A 16242-nucleotide genomic window follows, 5' to 3' on the forward strand; every position below is an offset into this window, starting at 1 on the left:
TTTATTTGACGTCATATAATGTCCTGGTCAACTCAACAGGGCAATAACGCCAATGAAAAATAATCATTTCGTGAATATTCGCGCAGTAGTTTCATATTCTTTTTTCACCCTTTCGTTATTAGGTGCCGGTTATGTTCAGGCCGGTGAAAGTCATATTATCCCCCCCGCTCAGGCAGTCTCCGGGCAGGAAAATAACGACGGATTGTGGTCAACATTTAAAAATAATATTGCTGAAACCTGGAAAGCACCCCAGCAGCAAGATCTGTTTCTTCCGGTATTAACCCGCCATAACCGGCACACGCACAGTAAAAAACAAATTGATGGTTATAATGAGCATCCCTGGGGCGGTGGATACGGGGTGTCACGTTATGACGAAAAAGGAAACTGGCATGCACTTTATGCCATGGCATTTAAAGATTCTTTTAATAAATGGGAGCCCGTAGCCGGTTACGGTTATGAAAAAATATGGCAACCCCTGAGTGATAAAGAGTTTCGTTTAGGTGCCGGGTATGTTGCCGCTGTATCGGCGCGTGATAATTATGATTACGTTCCTTTCCCGATGGTGCTGCCTTTGGTGTCAGCAGGCTACTCAAGGCTGACCTTCCAGGCCACTTATGTGCCCGGCGGCAACAGTAAGGGGAACGTATTGTTTGGCTGGTTCCGCTTTCAGTTCTAAAACTTTCTTCAATTAACTATACAGTACATTAAGATTATTCCTGATGTGTTTTATGATTCCTGTTTTGCTGAATCAGCTCACATAAGACGTTTATCTAAACGAGGCCTAAATAAATTACGGATAAATCTGATAATAGAAATCTTAAATGCTGTAAATTCATCGAATTGAAAATGTGCAGATGTTTTTGTTATACCTTCGTTTAATTTATTGAGCCATGATTTGTTTATGATGCACCCCTAAACAGGGAGTTATTGTGAATATGTCTATCAACAAATTAATCTGTTATATGGGTGTTGTATTATCGCTGGGATTGAGTTCACCGGTTTGGGCAACCAACAGCGGTGTTAATCCGACGAGCACACCCAATTGGGATGGAAAGGAATCTATTTTTCCAGGCATGTGGGATACGTTCAAAGAAAACGTGGCCGAAACCTGGAACGCGCCTGAGGCGCAGGACGTTTATCTGCCGGTGATTACCTGGCATAACCGTCTTACCTACGATAAAGAAAAAACCGACAAATATAATGAGCGCCCGTGGGGCGGCGGTTATGGTATTTCCCGGTACGATGATAAAGGGAACTGGCACGGCATTTATTTCATGGCGTTTAAAGACTCGCATAATAAATGGGAACCGATTGGCGGTTACGGTTGGGAAAAAATATGGACGCCCGCAGAAGACAAAAATTTTCGGGTAGGTCTGGGCTATACCGCGGCGGTGACGGCGCGGGATGATTACGAATATATCCCCATTCCCATCGTGTTGCCGCTGGCCTCCGTCGGCTATAACAAACTGACCTTTCAGGCGACCTATATTCCGGGCACCTACAATAACGGCAATGTTTTCTTTGCCTGGCTTCGCTATCAGTTCTGATCCGGTTTCTTTGTGACTGAACAATACACAGGGCGCAGGTTGTGAACCTGATCCCCCACTTCTGATGAATATTCCACTATGCTGAAAATTCACCGCAGGAATCAATCCGTTGGTTTCTGCGGTGTTTTTGTTTTCAGGGAATCTGTAAAACTATTCATTAAGAGGATCACTCGTGAAAAAAGCATCCCGTTATCTTGCGTTGTCAGCCTTTGCCTGCGTTTTACCGCTCATCTTACCGGCCGCTCAGGCTGCACAGTCTGATAATCTCGAACTGCAACAAGTGCTGGTGCTCAGCCGCCACGGCATCCGCGCGCCGCTGGTGAATTATGGTGATGTGCTTGCCGAATCCACCACGCACACCTGGCCGGTGTGGAAAACCGAAGGCGGATTACTGACGCCAAAAGGCGGCCAGATTTCTGAACACATGGGGCATTATTTCCGCGCCTGGCTGGCAAAGGACAAACTGCTGCCCGCCACCGGATGCCCGGAAAATGCACAGGTCTTTACCTACGCCAACAGCCTGCCGCGCACCATTGATACCGCGAAGCATTTCACCACCGGGGCTTTCCCTGGCTGTGATGTCACGGTACTTAACCGCGTTGAAGTCGGCAAAATGGATCCGGTGTTTAACCCGATCATTACCGCAGAAGTGAACGATACCTTTAAAACCGGCGCACTGAATTCCATTAACCAGCACGCAGGCGAGGGCGGTCTGACGGGGTTGAATCAGCGCCTCAAGCCAAACTACCAGTTGCTGGAAAGCATCCTCGATTACAAAAACAGCAAGATCTGTAAAGAGAAGCAGCAGTGCGATCTGGCTTCTCAGCCATCGGAAGTGGTGCTGACGCAGGGCAAAGAGCCGGGAATTACCGGGCCTCTGCGAATGGCGACCGGCGCGACCGATGCGTTCATGTTGCAGTATTACGAAGGTTTCCCGATGAAGGATATTGCCTGGGGAAAAATCAGTACGCCTGAGCAATGGACACAGCTGGAAAATATCAAAAATCTGTATCACGAGACGCTGTTTGGCTCTCCGGCCATTGCTGCGAACGCGGCTAAACCGCTGCTGACCTTTATTGCCGGTGCACTGGATCCACAACACGCCAATACCGCCGATGAGAAAGCGGCTCAGCAGGCAAAACTGGCGGTGCTGGTCGGGCATGATTCCAATATCGCTTCTCTGCTCGCCGCACTGAAAACGCAGGATTACCAGTTGCCTGGCCAGTACGAACGTACGCCGATCAGCGGCACCGTGGTCTTCCAGCGCTGGCATGACAAGCAGGCCAATAAAGATCTGATGAAAATCGAATACGTTTATCCGACGGCGAAGCAGATCCGTAACAATGTGGCACTGAGCCTTAAAAATCCGCCTCAGCGTGTGACGTTGCAAATCGACGGCTGTACTGTCGATAAACAAGGTTTCTGCCCGATGGAGGAATTTACTCAGGCATTGCAAAAAGATATACAGGGCTGAGTGCTTTAGCCGCTGGCTGGCAATAGATAGTGTTTTAAGTTAGTTAGCGGCGTCTTCCGGCTGCCCGATAATGTGTCAGGTCTTTTTACTCTGGCACATTATGGCGTCCTCTTCGTTTTACCTCAGCGCCCGTCAGCGGGCCGACATCGCCTCCCGCTCCCGCCATGTCTGGTGGCGGCTGGAAATTCCCACCTGGCTGCTGATTGTCTCAGTCTACGGCGGCTGGTTTGCGACGGTGTTTTACTGGCATCAACTCGGGCCATGGTTGGGCACGCCGCTGCTTCTCTGGTTCACCACCTGGTATATGTCGCTGCAACATGAACTCATCCACGGGCATCCGACCCGCAAACCCTGGCTGAACCAGCTGTTTGGCACCTTGCCGCTGGCGGTCTGGTATCCCTACGGCCTGTATCGCGATACGCATTTACAACATCACCGCAATGAACATCTCACGCTGCCCGGCGATGACCCGGAGGGCTATTATTTCAGCCGCGCCAGCTGGGAAAATCTGTCGCCCGCCATGAAAGGGGTTGTCCGCCTGCGCAATACCTTGCCGGGAAGGATGCTGCTCGGCCCGCTGTCAGATATTGTGAGTACGCTGACCGGGGCGCTGCTGGCTGTACTGCGCGGAGAGTGGCGCCCGGTGATTATGTGGCTGGTGCATGGCGCGATGCTGGCGGTGTTACTTGGCTGGATGGCGCAGCGCGGGCTGTCGCCGCTGTATTTTGTTCTGGCCGTAAGTTATCCGGCATTGAGCCTGACCAAAGTCCGGTCCTTCTTTGAGCACCGCGCAGAACATGCACCGCAAGCGAGATCGACACTGAATGAAGCGGGTTTTGTGTGGCGTCTGCTGTTTCTCAATCTGAACTATCACCTGGTGCATCACGATTTGCCGGGGGTGCCGTGGTTTGCGCTGCGTCAGGTTTATTTTTCCGACCGCGAAGCGTACAAAGCGCGCAGCGAGGGGTTTGTGGTGAAAGGTTACCGGCAGTGGTTTCGCGACCACACGCGTTCGCCGGTAAAAGTGGAAAGCCATCCTTTTGCGCCGGATGCAATAGCGGCGCAACCGCAGCGCAGCGACTATGATTATCAGCAGGAAACCCTCTGACGGAGTCGCCGGATAATGCTGATGTCCTTACCGATGTACGCCATTTCACCTGCCGACGTGGAGGCCTTCGCCAGCGTTTTGCGCGATAAACTCCGGCGGCTTGGCCTGTCTGATACCCCCGATACCCTGAGCTGGCCGCAGGATTTACTGGCTCACTGGCAAATGCCTGATTTACTGCTCAGCCAGACCTGCGGATTTCCGCTGGTAGAAAGCCTGCCAGAGGTGCAACTGGTCGGCACATTCAGCTATCTCGCACCGGGCTGTGATGGTTTTCGCTATCGAAGTTTTTTAGTCGCGCGCGAGGACGATCAGGGGCGCCATCTCGCCGATTTCCGCCACCGGCGTCTGGCCTTTAACAGCACTGATTCTCAGTCTGGCTACAACAGCCTGCGTGCGCTGGTTGCGCCGCTGGCACACACCGGGCAATTCTTTTCTGCCGCCAGCGCCACCGGCAGCCACCGGGAGTCGCTGCACGTAGTTCAGCAGAATAAAGCGGATATCGCGGCGGTGGATTGCGTCACCATGGCGTTGCTGCAGCGCTCAGAACCGGACGCGCTTCGCGGCCTGATTGTGGTCGGACAAACGGCGGCCGTTCCCGGCCTGCCGCTTATCACTTCGCCACACACCTCCCCCGGACATCTGCTCCTGTTGCGGCAGGCGCTGCGTGAAATCGCGCAGGAACCGGTCAGCCAGCCGCTGCTGATCGAGGCGTTCACGGAAGTCCCGAGGCGGGCTTACGGCGTGATCACCCTGATGAAAGAGATTGCTCAGTCGTTTGGCGTGAGCGAGCTCACCCTGCAAAAAACGGCGTAAAAAAGCCGGGCTTCTCAGCCCGGCGAGGGTGTACGCGCTTCACCGGTTTCAGTGCGTTTCAATAGGGTAATCTTCGTTTACGTCACCCCATTCCGCCCAGGAACCGTCGTACAACGACACCTCTTTCACACCCAGCGCATCCAGCCCGAATGCCAGTGCGGCGGCAGTCACACCCGATCCGCAACTGGTGATCACCGGTTTATGCAGATCCACGCCCAGACGTTCAAAGGTTGCTTTCAGCGCATCCGGCGCTTTCAGGTGCCCGTCCTGCGTCAGCTCAGTAAAAGGCACGCTGATACTGCCGGGGATATGGCCGCCGTGCAGACCCGGACGCGGTTCCGGCGCTTCAGCTTTAAAGCGTGCCAGCGAACGGGCGTCGATGATTTGCACCTTGCCGAGTGACGCTTTGACCTGCTGCGCGTCGACCACCACCGGACGTACCAGTTTTGCGTTAAACGTTGAAGGCACACGGGTGTGTTCGCCGCTTTGTGTCGGTTTGCCTTCGGCAATCCAGGCATTCAGCCCCCCGTCCAGCACGCGTACACTTTTCGCGCCGAAGCTGGTCAGCATCCACCAGACGCGCGGTGCGGAGAACAAATCGCCTTCATCATAAAGCACGATAGTTTGCGTGTCGGCCACGCCTAAACGGCTCATCGACGCGGAGAACGCCTCCGCCGTCGGCATCATATGCGGCAGGCCGGTTGAGCAGTCGGAGATGGCGTCCACTTCCACGTAAATGGCGTTGGGAATGTGCGCTTCGAGATATTTTCCATGGAAATCAATCGGCGGCGTAATGCCGGGCTTGGATTTACGACAATCGATAATGACGACGTCCGGTGAATTCAGATTCTTCGCCAGCCAGTCGGTAGATACGGTATGGGTAGAAAAAGTCATGTTCAGTGCCTTATCTTTTTTGTGAAGCCAGCTCAGAGATCGCCTGGGATCAGGGAATAGACCCAGGCGTCGCGCGGCTGACCATGATAATAAAGCCGGTTGCGGTGCAGGCCTTCGGAAGTGGCACCTGCTTTTTCCGCCACGCGGCGGCTGCGGGCATTGCCCTCCATCGCCACAATTTCCAGTCGCGTCAGTTCGAGTTCGGTAAAGGCGAAACGTGCCGCGGCTCTGACCGCCAGCGTTGCCAGACCGCGCCCGGTGTAACCGGTGCGGATCCAATAGCCGAGATTGGCGAACTTATATTCATGAACGATGCGGTTGAGGCTCACGCTGCCAATCAGATTACCGCTGGCGCGCTCAAACAAACAGAAATTGAACTCAGCGCCGCGATGGCGTTTCAGTTCACTGTCTGCGAGATATTTGCGGCTGTCATCCGCCGTGTAGCTTTCGGTGCACCAGGTTTCCCAGGCGCCAATTTCATTGACCGAATCCTGAATCGCCGCAACGTGCAGCACGGCCTCAAGTTCGGTCGCCACACGAATCTCGATGTCGTCATCCTGATAAATCTGGCGTGTCATCATGATCATTATCCGTCAGTGGAGAAATAATACGGGGAATCAATCGAATCAGCCTCACACATACGGCAATGATATGTCAATTGCCGGCAACGCCGATTTAGTGAGGTAAAACAGGGCTGTCAGCCCGTCAGTTATCCCCTTCAGGCACCAGCATAACCAGCTTACATTCGGCATATCCCGCCGGGAAAAAGGTCTGCTGGCGGTAACTTTTTCCCCCTTCACGTGGATGATTAAAATGCCGCTCGCCGCCTTCGCGCGCCAGCACCTCCTGCTGCGTCCACCACTGATCAAACCCGGCGCTGCGTTCACGCAGGCTGATAACGGTCTGACGCACCGCATCTGAATGCGCGTAATGGCTGGTTTCGGCGCGAAATTCAGCGACCACCCGCTTGGCGCGCTCCGCCCAGTCGGTGACCAGCTGACGTGCTAAGGGATTGAGAAACATAAAATCCAGCAGATTAGGCTGAGGATCCACATCCAGCCAGCCGCTGAACAGGGCACCGGCTGGCGGATTCCACGCCAGCACGTTCCAGCTGCTGTCGAGCAGGTAGGCAGGGCATGTCAGCTGATTGACGCAGTTTTTCAGGCCAACGCCCGGTGCCGTGGGCGAGGGCACCGCCTGCGGGTCTTTCATCGAGGCTAAACTGAACAGATAGTCACGGGCGGCCGGTTCCATCCGTAATGCTTTGGCGAGACTGTCGAGCGTAGTGGCAGAGATTGACACATCGCGCCCCTGTTCAATCCAGGTGTACCAGGTGGCGCTGATACCGCTGATTTGTGCCAGCTCCTCGCGGCGCAGTCCGCTGGTCCGGCGGCGCGAGGACCCCGGCAGGCCGACCATTTCGGGCGTGGTACGTTCGCGGTGCGTGCGCAAAAATAAACCCAGCGCCTTCGGGCCGCTGAGCGACTCTGTATTATCCATCATTGTTTTCTCAGACAGGAATCAACTCATACCAGTATAAACGCTCATATTGTACCCGTATAGAACAATGCCTATAGTGATTTTGAGGTCACGCGAAACCCGAATTCCTGTGACAAAAAACAAGACAGACAGGAGCAATGATGAACATGAAAAATACCCACAGTCAGGCGGTTGATAAGCAATTTGGTTCACAGGCGCAGGATTATCTGACCAGCGCGGTTCACTCGCAGGGCAAAGATTTGCAACGTCTGGCGACGCTGCTGGCGCCATATAAAGAGGCACAGGTGATCGATTTAGGCTGTGGCGCAGGCCATGCCAGTTTTGTTGCCGCAGGTGCGGTGAAAAATGTGATTGCCTATGATTTATCCGCGCAAATGCTGGATGTGGTCGCGCAGGCGGCCAGCGACAAACAGCTGAATAACATCACGGTAAGGCAGGGCGTGGCGGAATCGCTGCCGTTCGACGACCACAGCGCGGATGTGATAATCAGCCGTTATTCTGCACACCACTGGCATGATGTCGGACAGGCGCTGCGTGAAGTGGCGCGTGTGCTGAAACCGGGCGGAAAATTCATCATGATGGACGTCGTGTCGCCGGGGCATCCGCTGCTGGATATTTACCTGCAAACCGTCGAGGTGCTGCGCGACACTTCGCATGTCCGCAATTATTCGCCGGGTGAATGGCTGAAGATGGCGTCTGAGGCTGGTCTGATCGCCGGCGAGGTCACAACCGACCGCCTGCCGCTGGAGTACACCAGCTGGATCGCAAGGATGCGCACCCCGGAACACTTCGCTGTGGCTATCCGTGAGCTGCAAAAAGTGATGTCAGATGACGTGGTAAAACATTACGAGATACAGCCCGACGGCACCTTTACCAGCGATATTATGATGCTGGTGGCCTCGAAGAACTGAAATCAGTGACGCTTGCTCATTGTCTTTCCTGACCGGCAGGGGCAATGAGTTTAAGCAGGTTTTGATATTGTTATTGTGAAATATTCATGAGGAATATATATAACGGATTGTGGGGTAATTACTATATAAATAAATTATGGTTTAATAAATAACACGGCCAGTGAATAAATTGGCAGTGAACTCTTCCCCGAAAGCTTATAAACTCCATGGGTTTTTTATACCTCATGTGTTTATAAGGATATTTCCATGGTTTTTAATTACTTTATCGAACTGTATGGTCGTGTTATTAACAGGTTTACACGTGAGAGTGCTGTCTGTTTTATTATGACTTTAGCAATACTGGCTTATTTTTACATTCCTGTTGGAAATAGGATCCCCATCTATATAAGTGCTAAAGATTGCGAGTCATCCAGCAGGCCACTGGCTCTTTGTCAGGTCGCTGAGTCTTCGGCTTACGATGATATTTATAAAAATACACGAACTTTCAAAACATTAGAGGAATGTAAAAAAGTCTACCGTTATGGAGGATGTACTGATTATAGTGGGGGCTGGAGTTATCCGAGGTACAAGCCAGTTTTGGCTGGCTTTTCTGTGACCCTGGAAGAGCCCGAAGCGAATGATCATTCATGGGGGACAGTTAAAGGCAGTAAATATGAAGCGTACTATATTCGTGCCTATTACCCTGATGGTTCCAGAACGTATCGTTCACCCCATTCAGAAAAAAGTTTCAAACGCATTGGGGAATTGCCTGCCCGTCACTCACATTACCGCAGCAGTTCTCATCTTTTACACTAACCGTTGTCAATATTTTCACGAAAAAATATGGTTAAGTGAAAATAACCTCTGCAGGTTCATCATCTTCGCTGCAGAGGTATTATCGAAATATGGCGATTTTATTTCTTACCAAACATTTTCTGCCCAATCATTACCAGCGCCAGTACGGCCGCGCCGACAATCAGACCGACAACTAAATCCGTTGCACCGGTAATCAGCGTATTGACCCAGCTTTCATGGCCGTGCGTCAGAGGCTCAATCAGGCTGTGCATAAACGGCAGCCCGTGGCTGATAATGCTGCCACCGACCAGGAACATGGCGACAGTCCCCACCACTGACAGCGTTTTCATCAGCCACGGGGCGAGATTCACGATGCCGCGCCCAAATGCGCGTACGCCGTTCATGACGCTACTTTCGCCGGACAGTTTGCTCAGGTATAAACCGGCATCGTCGATTTTCACAATCGCCCCCACCAGACCGTACACGCCAATGGTCATCGCGACGGCGATCAGCACCATGACAGTGACCTGATTGATGAACGGTGCGGCGGAGACGATACCGAGAGAAATCACAATGATTTCGGCTGACAAAATGAAGTCAGTCCGGACGGCGCCTTTTACTTTCTCTTTTTCGAGCTTTTTAGCGTCGGCTTCATTTTTTACCTGCTCAGCCGCCGGTTTTTCTTCTTCATGATGCTTGCCGGGCATCAGTTTATGCGCGATTTTTTCGAACCCTTCGTAACACAGGTACGCGCCCCCAATCATCAGCAGCGGCGTAATTGCCCAGGGAATAAAGGCGCTGATAAGCAAAGCCAGTGGCACCAGAATGGCCTTATTCAGCATGGACCCTTTAGCCACCGCCCAGACGATGGGCAGCTCCCGGTCAGCCTTAACCCCCGTGACCTGCTGCGCATTGAGCGCTAAGTCGTCTCCCAGTACGCTGGCCGTTTTCTTGGCCGCGACTTTACTCATCGCCGCTACGTCATCAAGAATTGATGCAATGTCATCGATCAAAGCCAGAAGGCTACCACCTGCCATAATTTATGCTCTCCATAAAAGCGTTTTACGTTTCTTGTTAAAATGAGTTCCGCCCGCGCGGAAACCCGAATCTGCGTTCCTGACTGTGCAGGTGATCAAGGAAGCAGAAAATTCATAAAAAATAATCATATCAGTGATTGCACTCCGCCGTCGATTCGTGCGAATGTTGTGCCGGTCCTAAATAACTTTGAAAACTCTTCATCATTTCTCCATAAAATATCTTTGATTCTCCTCAGCTTATCAGTGTCTACATATTTACTTTCATTCCCTCCTTATTTTTACCACAAAGGTTAAACTTCTTTACGTTGCATTACGCCTGCTTTCATTCGTTAAGCGATAATTATTTCAACGGATTGCTTCCGCTCCATTAATTAACGAAACTAACGAAAGAAAGGTGCGTAATATGAAACTCTTACCTGCAATTACTGCTGTTGCCATTACTGTTGCTTCATTCTCTGCGCTGGCCGCTTCCCCAATCACTGCACAGCAGGCTGAAAGTGGGACTTATCAGTCACTGGGTATGGTTTCTGTCAGTGCCCCAAGCACCGTCCCAGGCAGCATGACGGATGCGCTGAACCAGATCGCCAGCGATAAAGGCGCAACACATTACCGCGTTGTCGGTGCCGGTACGCCGGGTGACTCCAGCCTGAACCGTGCAAATGTTGAGTTGTATAAATAACATCTGACTGACTTCAGAGAGTGTGTGAGAAGGCCAATGTCACCTGACATTGGCCTTTTTATTTGTGCACGGACCTGCGCATGCCTCATTTTTTGGGAGTTATCCCATGTGATTTGTTTTTAATTGTTCCTCCTGACGTTTATTCCCCTTAATAATCATTTCTTAAGAATTTTTCTGTTATATAAGGGTCTATGTTTTCAGGAGGTGGTTAATATGTTGAATGCCGCGAGAATGACGATTAAGAACACCGGTCTTTCGATCCAGAATCAATTTTTTTATTTGCAGAATTTTATTAGTTCACCACGGACCATGGGAACGCTGATGCCGTCGTCTCCCTGGTTGTGCCATGCCATGCTCAACCAGATCGACTGGACAACATCCTTACATATCGCGGAGTTAGGGGCTGCTGATGGCGTACTGACCCGACGTATTTTGAACCGTATGCGTGCTGATGCCCGGCTTGATGCCTTTGAGATCCAGCCTGCGTTTATCCGTAAACTGAATCTGATCGACGACCCGCGTCTGCAGGTTATGGCGCATTCTGCGGAACATCTCACGGGCGGCTACGACGCCGTGTTTTCCTGCCTGCCTCTGCTCTCAATACCCACGCGGATCAGCATGAGAATTTTGCAAAGAACGCAGCAGCAACTGAAGGAGAAGGACGGGGTGCTGGTGCTGTTCCAGTACAGTCATCTTTCTGAAAAAATGCTCTCACGCTACTTCACCTGGAAAAAAATTCGTGTGGTGAAGAATTTCCCGCCGGCTCTGGTCTATATTTGTAAACCACACTGATACAGCACTTTACCGCCTGACCCTGCTGAGAATATTGCGCTGCAAGGATTTATCAGTATCATGCCAGGGGTGGCGTAAATAAAACGCTACAGAAGCTTCACCGGCAGGTGACAAAAACCTGCCAGTGAGGCTTTTTTGTTGTACTATTTCGCGAGTACACCGCGTCGGCATTTCAACGTACGATTTTTGACATTTATCCTTCAGGTCAGTGATGGATTTTCATCAGATGAGCAACGAGGCTCCCAGGGAATTAAGGACAGCGTTAATGACACAACCCATTTTCATGGTAGGCGCGCGTGGCGCGGGCAAAACGACGGTTGGAAGTGCTCTGGCCAATGCGCTGGGCTATAAATTTTCCGACACCGATCTGCATTTGCTGCGCACCTCTGGCCTCAGTGTGGCTGATATCGTTGACCGTGAAGGCTGGCAGGGTTTTCGCCGCCGTGAAACCGAGACGCTGAAAACGATCAGCTCACCGCTCACCGTGGTGGCGACCGGCGGAGGCGTGGTGCTCTCTGCCGAAAATCGTGAGTTTATGCGTCAGGCCGGCACCGTGATTTATCTGCGTTCACCGGCCTCTACGCTTGCCAACCGTCTGGAAGATGCGCCGATGGAAGACCAGCGTCCGACGCTGACGGGCAAGCCGATTACTGAGGAAATGATGCAGGTGCTGAATGAGCGTGAAGCGTTGTATCAGCAGGCCGCTCATCATGTCGTGGACGGCACGCAGGATCCCGCACAGGTCGTCAATGCCATCATGGATGCTCTGGCCTTACAGATGGCGCGCTGAACGCCTGGCGTGGACATAAAAAAACGAGCTCTGATGGCTCGTTTTTTTATGCGCGGACAGCCAGGATTTTGGCAGGCGTAAACAAAACGGGCCACCAGATGTGCGGTGCGTCACGACCGGGCGATATTGCTCTGATGAATGCATAGGCGTAAAGTAATAACTCAGGTGATTACTTTACACTTCCACAACGGATCCCATGATGAAACCCCTGATGTCATTCTTTCACCAGCATAGCAAAGCGATGCCCGCTATCTGGTCGATCACAATTATCCTCGTTGAAGCCTCTATTGCGCTGTATATTTTGCGTAATCTTTAATCGCTACATTCTGCTGGGTTTTACATCCGTCACCTCATAAATACTCGGCATTATTCCCCCTCCTTCTCTTTATTAAATGGTCTTAGGATTATCTTTAAGCATATTCCTTAACCGCAATTTCATTTGCGCAAAAATAAACGCCTTGACGCTGACACGTATCAGCACTATTTTTCAAACAACTTAACAGGAACCTTGTTCCACATATCGGAACTTCTCTCTTTATGAGCACATTAGAGAATGCGACGTCAGTGCTGAAGTTATTTTCCCGGCAGGGTGTCAGTCAGGGGCATCCGGGTTTGTCATTCAGTGATGTGGTGAGCAGTTTACAATTGCCAAAAAGTACGGTTTCCCGGTTATTAATGACGATGGAAACGCAAGGGCTGTTAGAGCGTGATCCGGACAGCCGTTTATATCGCATAGGAAAATTATTACTGGCGGTATCCAGCCATTATCTTTCGACGCCGCTGGTGGATGCGACATCACCTTATATGACGCAACTGAGCCAGCTGACCCAGTGCACCGGATACGTGTCGATACTGGAAGGGCGCGACATTATGGTCATGCGCATGTTTCCCGGCAGGACGTATCTGCAGGTGATGACACCGGCGGGCAGCCTGCTGCCTGCGCATGAAACGGCCATTGGCCGGGCGATCCTGGCCCGCTACAGCGACGAAGAAGTGCGCGAGCGTTACAAGGGTATTTATCACGTGAACTCGGCGAATTCGCCGAAAAGCATCGATTTATTATTAGTGCGCCTGGCTGAAATCCGGCAGACCGGTTTGTCTTTTGCCAACAACGAAACGTTGCAGGGCATCAGTTCTTTAGCCACCAGCATTTTTAATAAACACCGCAATGAAATTGTTGGATTAGGTTTGTCGTTCTCTTCACCTTCTGAAGGAAAGGGCATACCGGACGGAATAAAAGACGGTTTGATTGCCGTTACCCGAAAAATTGCTGAGAAACTCGGTGATGATGACTGGGGAAATAATCTGAAGTTGTCCGATTTGCAGTAAATACGTCAGGCGTGACTGCTGACGTTAAAAGTAAAGCGAGTACCAGACCGACACCAGGGCTTATTTTTAGCCAGTACGACACAATGACTGTTCCAATGATGAACAGCGTTCGTAACCGTTTTAGCTCGTGCGCGTTTGCGCCGGTTACGTGTTTTAAGAGGATTTTGTGATGAGTTTAGCCAACACATTGACGATATCTGAGTTTCTCCGTTCACTGCGTCTTTCAGGGCTGTATGGCCTGAAAGATGGGAAATCACGCTTATGATGACTTCTTTTGCGACCCTGACCATTGGACAGGCACCGCGCAGCGATATTATGCCGCTGCTGACGGCGCATCTGCCGGACGAACCCGTGACACACTTCGGGTTACTGGACGGCCTAAGCAGGGAGCAAATAGAGCAGCGTTATGCGCCGCAAGAGGGCGATGCAGTGCTGGTCGCCGTTTTGCTGGATGGTTCGCAGATTTTACTGTCTGCGGCCAACGCCGAACGCGGATTGCAGGAAAAAATCGATCAGCTGGAAGCGCAGGGATGTACCACGATTTTGCTGCTGTGCGGTGGCGAGTTTGGTCAGTTACACGCAAGCAGTGCATTGCTGATCGAGCCTGAACGCATGATCCCTCCGTTGATCGGTGCGATGGTGGGGACGCATCGCGCAGGAATCGTGGTGCCGGTGGAATCGCAGATTGGCTGGCAGGCCAACAAATGGCGAAAACTGGAAAAACCACCGTGCTTTGCGGTGGCCAGCCCGTATTTAACGGACGATCAGGCACTGACGGAAGCGGCCAAACGCTTTGCTGAGCAGGGGGCGGAAGTGGTGGTGCTCGATTGTATCGGCTACAACCATCATCACGTTAAAGTGCTTGAGCAACATCTCGATGTGCCGGTGCTGCTGGCGAATGTGCTGATGGTGCAACTGGCGGCAGAACTGGTGGCGTAAGCGGTGACGGGCTGCGGTGATTGCAGAAAGCTGACTCCCCACAATGGCACTGTGCAGGCGTAAAATCAAATCAGTGATGACGCTTTGCGGGCGGTGTCGTCTGGTGCGGATAAACCTGTAATAATCAGTGACAGCCGCGGGTTTTTGCCCCTAATATGGAAGCTCTTAAATTTATCGCAAAGGGCCAATCAATGTTGAAAAATAATGAGTATTTTGACGGGAAAGTAAAATCGATTGGTTTTGACAGCGAAAGTACGGGTGCCGCCAGCGTTGGCGTGATGGCCGTCGGTGAATACACATTTGGCACAGCAAAACCGGAAGAAATGACGGTCATCAGTGGCTCGCTGAAAGTGCTGATCCCTGGCTCTCCGGACTGGCAGGTGTTTAAGCCAGGCGAAACCTTCTACATTCCGGGCAAAAGTGAATTCAACTTGCAGGTGGGTGAAACCACCTCATACCTGTGTAAATACCTGACCAAGTAATTCCTTCAGACACAATAAATGTAAAAAAGGCGCCCAATGAGCGCCTTTTCTGCATTTGGCATGCGGTGTTAGCGTTGCGCTTCGCCGCCCAGCGCTTCGATCAGATTCTGAATCAGCGCCGCCAGTTCTCCGGTCATCAGCACGAAATCAGCGTCAAAGCGGCCTGCGAAATCTTCGCGGTCGATATCTTCGTTTTGATCACGGATAACGTCACTGAATTTCAGACGCTTGATGCTGCCGTCATCGGCCAGTACCACGGCGATGCGTTCCTGCCAGTCTACCGCCAGCTTGGTCACCAGTTTGCCGTTCTCAATGTGGGTGGCGATTTCATCGCTGACCAGCGCCTGTTTCTTACAGCGGATCACGCCGCCTTCTTCCAAAATCGCTTTCAGCTCGGCTTCGTCCTGCAAAGTAAAACCGGCCGGCGTGTCGCCGGAACGCACCCATTCCGTCAGCGTCAGTTCGATCGGGCTTTCCATCGTTAATGGCACGACCGGCAGTGAACCGAGGCTTTTGCGCAGCAGCGCCAGCATGTCTTCGGCTTTTTTGGCGCTGGCGGCATCGACCATGATCAGGCCGTTCACGGTATCGATCCACATGAACGTCTGGCTGTAGCGGCTGAATGCGCGCGGCATCAGGCTGTGCAGCACTTCATCTTTGAGGGAATCTTTTTCGGTTTTCTTCAGCTTACGGTGTTGTTCACCTTCGAGCTGGTCGATCTTGGCCTGTAACTCCTGCTTGATCACCGGAGAAGGCAGGATTTTTTCTTCTTTACGGGCGCAGATCAGGATCTGGCCGCCGTTGACGTGAGTCAGCGCGTCGCCACCGTGAGAACCCATCGGCGAAACCCAGCCGGTTTTTGCCATGTCCTGGCTGCCGCACGGGGTAAAGGTGAAAGCGCTGAGCTGTTTTTCCATTTCGTCAGCAGATAACGAAACTTCACGGCTCAAACGGTAAACCAACAAATTCTTAAACCATAACATGGCGTTATCCCTGTTCCGGCGCACTCGTGGTACGCTGAATAAATGAATGCAGGGCGGCATGATAACCAATTGAGAGTCCGTCGTCGTTAAGAAATCACCGCGCCCTGTAACATTGCATAACAGCTTATTCTGGTGACGGACGCCCCTGGCTTCTAAACTGAATAAACACAAAAAAACTGACCCTGCAAAG

General features: G+C 51.8%; 18 protein-coding genes. 13 read left to right on the plus strand and 5 right to left on the minus strand.

Annotated features, from left to right (window positions below; translation table 11 throughout):
* The first annotated feature begins 52 nt into the window (after positions 1-52).
* The 5 genes from pagP (ABSH60_RS14395) (at position 53) to ABSH60_RS14415 (ending at position 4942) form a co-directional block, all read left to right on the plus strand.
* Positions 53-676 (plus strand): lipid IV(A) palmitoyltransferase PagP, encoded by a 624-nt coding sequence (pagP, locus tag ABSH60_RS14395; RefSeq protein WP_390974508.1) that lies wholly within the window; start codon positions 53-55, stop codon positions 674-676.
* Between the two features lie 259 nt (positions 677-935).
* Positions 936-1547 carry a lipid IV(A) palmitoyltransferase PagP gene (gene pagP, locus ABSH60_RS14400; RefSeq protein ID WP_390974510.1) on the plus strand — a complete coding sequence of 204 codons (612 nt, stop codon included), beginning with the start codon at positions 936-938 and terminating at the stop codon, positions 1545-1547.
* Between the two features lie 172 nt (positions 1548-1719).
* Positions 1720-3021 (plus strand): bifunctional glucose-1-phosphatase/inositol phosphatase, encoded by a 1302-nt coding sequence (agp, locus tag ABSH60_RS14405; RefSeq protein WP_390974512.1) that lies wholly within the window; start codon positions 1720-1722, stop codon positions 3019-3021.
* Positions 3022-3121: 100 nt separating this feature from the next.
* Entirely contained in the window at positions 3122-4129 is a 1008-nt protein-coding gene (locus ABSH60_RS14410) for a fatty acid desaturase (protein ID WP_390974514.1), read from the plus strand.
* 15 nt (positions 4130-4144) lie between these two features.
* Positions 4145-4942, plus strand: coding sequence for a PhnD/SsuA/transferrin family substrate-binding protein (locus ABSH60_RS14415; RefSeq protein ID WP_390974516.1), 798 nt, complete (start codon positions 4145-4147; stop codon positions 4940-4942).
* A gap of 48 nt (positions 4943-4990) precedes the next feature.
* Here the strand turns inward: ABSH60_RS14415 and sseA are convergent, their stop codons facing one another.
* The 3 genes from sseA to ABSH60_RS14430 form a co-directional block, all read right to left on the minus strand.
* Entirely contained in the window at positions 4991-5836 is an 846-nt protein-coding gene (sseA, locus tag ABSH60_RS14420; RefSeq protein ID WP_056770905.1) for a 3-mercaptopyruvate sulfurtransferase, read from the minus strand.
* Between the two features lie 32 nt (positions 5837-5868).
* Positions 5869-6417 carry a GNAT family N-acetyltransferase gene (locus ABSH60_RS14425; RefSeq protein WP_056770909.1) on the minus strand — a complete coding sequence of 183 codons (549 nt, stop codon included), beginning with the start codon at positions 6415-6417 and terminating at the stop codon, positions 5869-5871.
* 124 nt (positions 6418-6541) lie between these two features.
* Positions 6542-7339 (minus strand): helix-turn-helix domain-containing protein, encoded by a 798-nt coding sequence (locus ABSH60_RS14430; RefSeq protein ID WP_390974518.1) that lies wholly within the window; start codon positions 7337-7339, stop codon positions 6542-6544.
* A 137-nt stretch (positions 7340-7476) separates the two neighbouring features.
* On the opposite strand from ABSH60_RS14430, the gene ABSH60_RS14435 reads away from it, so the two are divergent.
* Together ABSH60_RS14435 and ABSH60_RS14440 are read left to right on the plus strand one after the other, a co-directional pair.
* Positions 7477-8247: a class I SAM-dependent methyltransferase gene (locus ABSH60_RS14435; RefSeq protein ID WP_122096027.1), complete on the plus strand. Its 771-nt coding sequence runs from the start codon at positions 7477-7479 to the stop codon at positions 8245-8247.
* A 246-nt stretch (positions 8248-8493) separates the two neighbouring features.
* Positions 8494-9042, plus strand: a complete 549-nt coding sequence (locus ABSH60_RS14440; protein WP_390974520.1) for a DUF1190 domain-containing protein — start codon at positions 8494-8496, stop codon at positions 9040-9042.
* Positions 9043-9140: 98 nt separating this feature from the next.
* Here the strand turns inward: ABSH60_RS14440 and ABSH60_RS14445 are convergent, their stop codons facing one another.
* Positions 9141-10058, minus strand: a complete 918-nt coding sequence (locus ABSH60_RS14445) for a DUF808 domain-containing protein (protein ID WP_122096025.1) — start codon at positions 10056-10058, stop codon at positions 9141-9143.
* A gap of 403 nt (positions 10059-10461) precedes the next feature.
* Here ABSH60_RS14445 and ABSH60_RS14450 point away from each other — a divergent pair, with 403 nt between their 5' ends.
* The 6 genes from ABSH60_RS14450 to ppnP all read left to right on the plus strand — a co-directional run bounded on the left by ABSH60_RS14450 (position 10462) and on the right by ppnP (position 15069).
* Complete coding sequence (locus ABSH60_RS14450; RefSeq protein ID WP_056770926.1) at positions 10462-10737, plus strand: DUF1471 domain-containing protein; 276 nt, start codon at positions 10462-10464, stop codon at positions 10735-10737.
* A gap of 213 nt (positions 10738-10950) precedes the next feature.
* The gene (locus tag ABSH60_RS14455) at positions 10951-11529 is read left to right on the plus strand and encodes a class I SAM-dependent methyltransferase (RefSeq protein ID WP_122096024.1); all 579 of its coding nucleotides are present in this window, start codon (positions 10951-10953) and stop codon (positions 11527-11529) included.
* 265 nt (positions 11530-11794) lie between these two features.
* A complete protein-coding gene (gene aroL, locus ABSH60_RS14460; RefSeq protein ID WP_390974523.1) occupies positions 11795-12319 on the plus strand; it encodes a shikimate kinase AroL in 525 nt (174 codons plus the stop codon).
* Positions 12320-12856: 537 nt separating this feature from the next.
* Positions 12857-13648, plus strand: coding sequence for an IclR family transcriptional regulator (locus ABSH60_RS14465; protein ID WP_056770936.1), 792 nt, complete (start codon positions 12857-12859; stop codon positions 13646-13648).
* A 261-nt stretch (positions 13649-13909) separates the two neighbouring features.
* Positions 13910-14587, plus strand: a complete 678-nt coding sequence (locus tag ABSH60_RS14470; RefSeq protein ID WP_056770939.1) for an AroM family protein — start codon at positions 13910-13912, stop codon at positions 14585-14587.
* 191 nt (positions 14588-14778) lie between these two features.
* On the plus strand, positions 14779-15069 hold the full coding sequence (ppnP, locus tag ABSH60_RS14475; RefSeq protein WP_056770943.1) for a pyrimidine/purine nucleoside phosphorylase: 291 nt from the start codon (positions 14779-14781) through the stop codon (positions 15067-15069).
* A gap of 68 nt (positions 15070-15137) precedes the next feature.
* Here ppnP and rdgC read toward each other — a convergent pair whose 3' ends face one another.
* The gene (gene rdgC, locus ABSH60_RS14480) at positions 15138-16052 is read right to left on the minus strand and encodes a recombination-associated protein RdgC (RefSeq protein ID WP_056770946.1); all 915 of its coding nucleotides are present in this window, start codon (positions 16050-16052) and stop codon (positions 15138-15140) included.
* Positions 16053-16242 lie beyond the last annotated feature (190 nt).

It is taken from the genome of Rahnella sp. R3(2024) (assembly GCF_042920125.1).
Taxonomy (GTDB): domain Bacteria; phylum Pseudomonadota; class Gammaproteobacteria; order Enterobacterales; family Enterobacteriaceae; genus Rahnella; species Rahnella rivi.

Bases quoted from the DNA above. Each gene is read 5' to 3' on its own strand.
- ABSH60_RS14435 (WP_122096027.1), top strand. From the start codon at position 7,477: ATGAACATGAAAAATACCCACAGTCAGGCGGTTGATAAGCAATTTGGT.
- ABSH60_RS14450 (WP_056770926.1), top strand. From the start codon at position 10,462: ATGAAACTCTTACCTGCAATTACTGCTGTTGCCATTACTGTTGCTTCA.
- rdgC (WP_056770946.1), bottom strand. From the start codon at position 16,052: ATGTTATGGTTTAAGAATTTGTTGGTTTACCGTTTGAGCCGTGAAGTT.
- sseA (WP_056770905.1), bottom strand. From the start codon at position 5,836: ATGACTTTTTCTACCCATACCGTATCTACCGACTGGCTGGCGAAGAAT.
- ABSH60_RS14410 (WP_390974514.1), top strand. From the start codon at position 3,122: ATGGCGTCCTCTTCGTTTTACCTCAGCGCCCGTCAGCGGGCCGACATC.
- pagP (WP_390974510.1), top strand. From the start codon at position 936: ATGTCTATCAACAAATTAATCTGTTATATGGGTGTTGTATTATCGCTG.
- ABSH60_RS14430 (WP_390974518.1), bottom strand. From the start codon at position 7,339: ATGATGGATAATACAGAGTCGCTCAGCGGCCCGAAGGCGCTGGGTTTA.
- ABSH60_RS14425 (WP_056770909.1), bottom strand. From the start codon at position 6,417: ATGATGACACGCCAGATTTATCAGGATGACGACATCGAGATTCGTGTG.
- ABSH60_RS14455 (WP_122096024.1), top strand. From the start codon at position 10,951: ATGTTGAATGCCGCGAGAATGACGATTAAGAACACCGGTCTTTCGATC.
- ABSH60_RS14470 (WP_056770939.1), top strand. From the start codon at position 13,910: ATGATGACTTCTTTTGCGACCCTGACCATTGGACAGGCACCGCGCAGC.
- pagP (WP_390974508.1), top strand. From the start codon at position 53: ATGAAAAATAATCATTTCGTGAATATTCGCGCAGTAGTTTCATATTCT.
- ABSH60_RS14465 (WP_056770936.1), top strand. From the start codon at position 12,857: ATGAGCACATTAGAGAATGCGACGTCAGTGCTGAAGTTATTTTCCCGG.
- ABSH60_RS14445 (WP_122096025.1), bottom strand. From the start codon at position 10,058: ATGGCAGGTGGTAGCCTTCTGGCTTTGATCGATGACATTGCATCAATT.
- ABSH60_RS14440 (WP_390974520.1), top strand. From the start codon at position 8,494: ATGGTTTTTAATTACTTTATCGAACTGTATGGTCGTGTTATTAACAGG.
- ABSH60_RS14415 (WP_390974516.1), top strand. From the start codon at position 4,145: ATGCTGATGTCCTTACCGATGTACGCCATTTCACCTGCCGACGTGGAG.
- aroL (WP_390974523.1), top strand. From the start codon at position 11,795: ATGACACAACCCATTTTCATGGTAGGCGCGCGTGGCGCGGGCAAAACG.
- ppnP (WP_056770943.1), top strand. From the start codon at position 14,779: ATGTTGAAAAATAATGAGTATTTTGACGGGAAAGTAAAATCGATTGGT.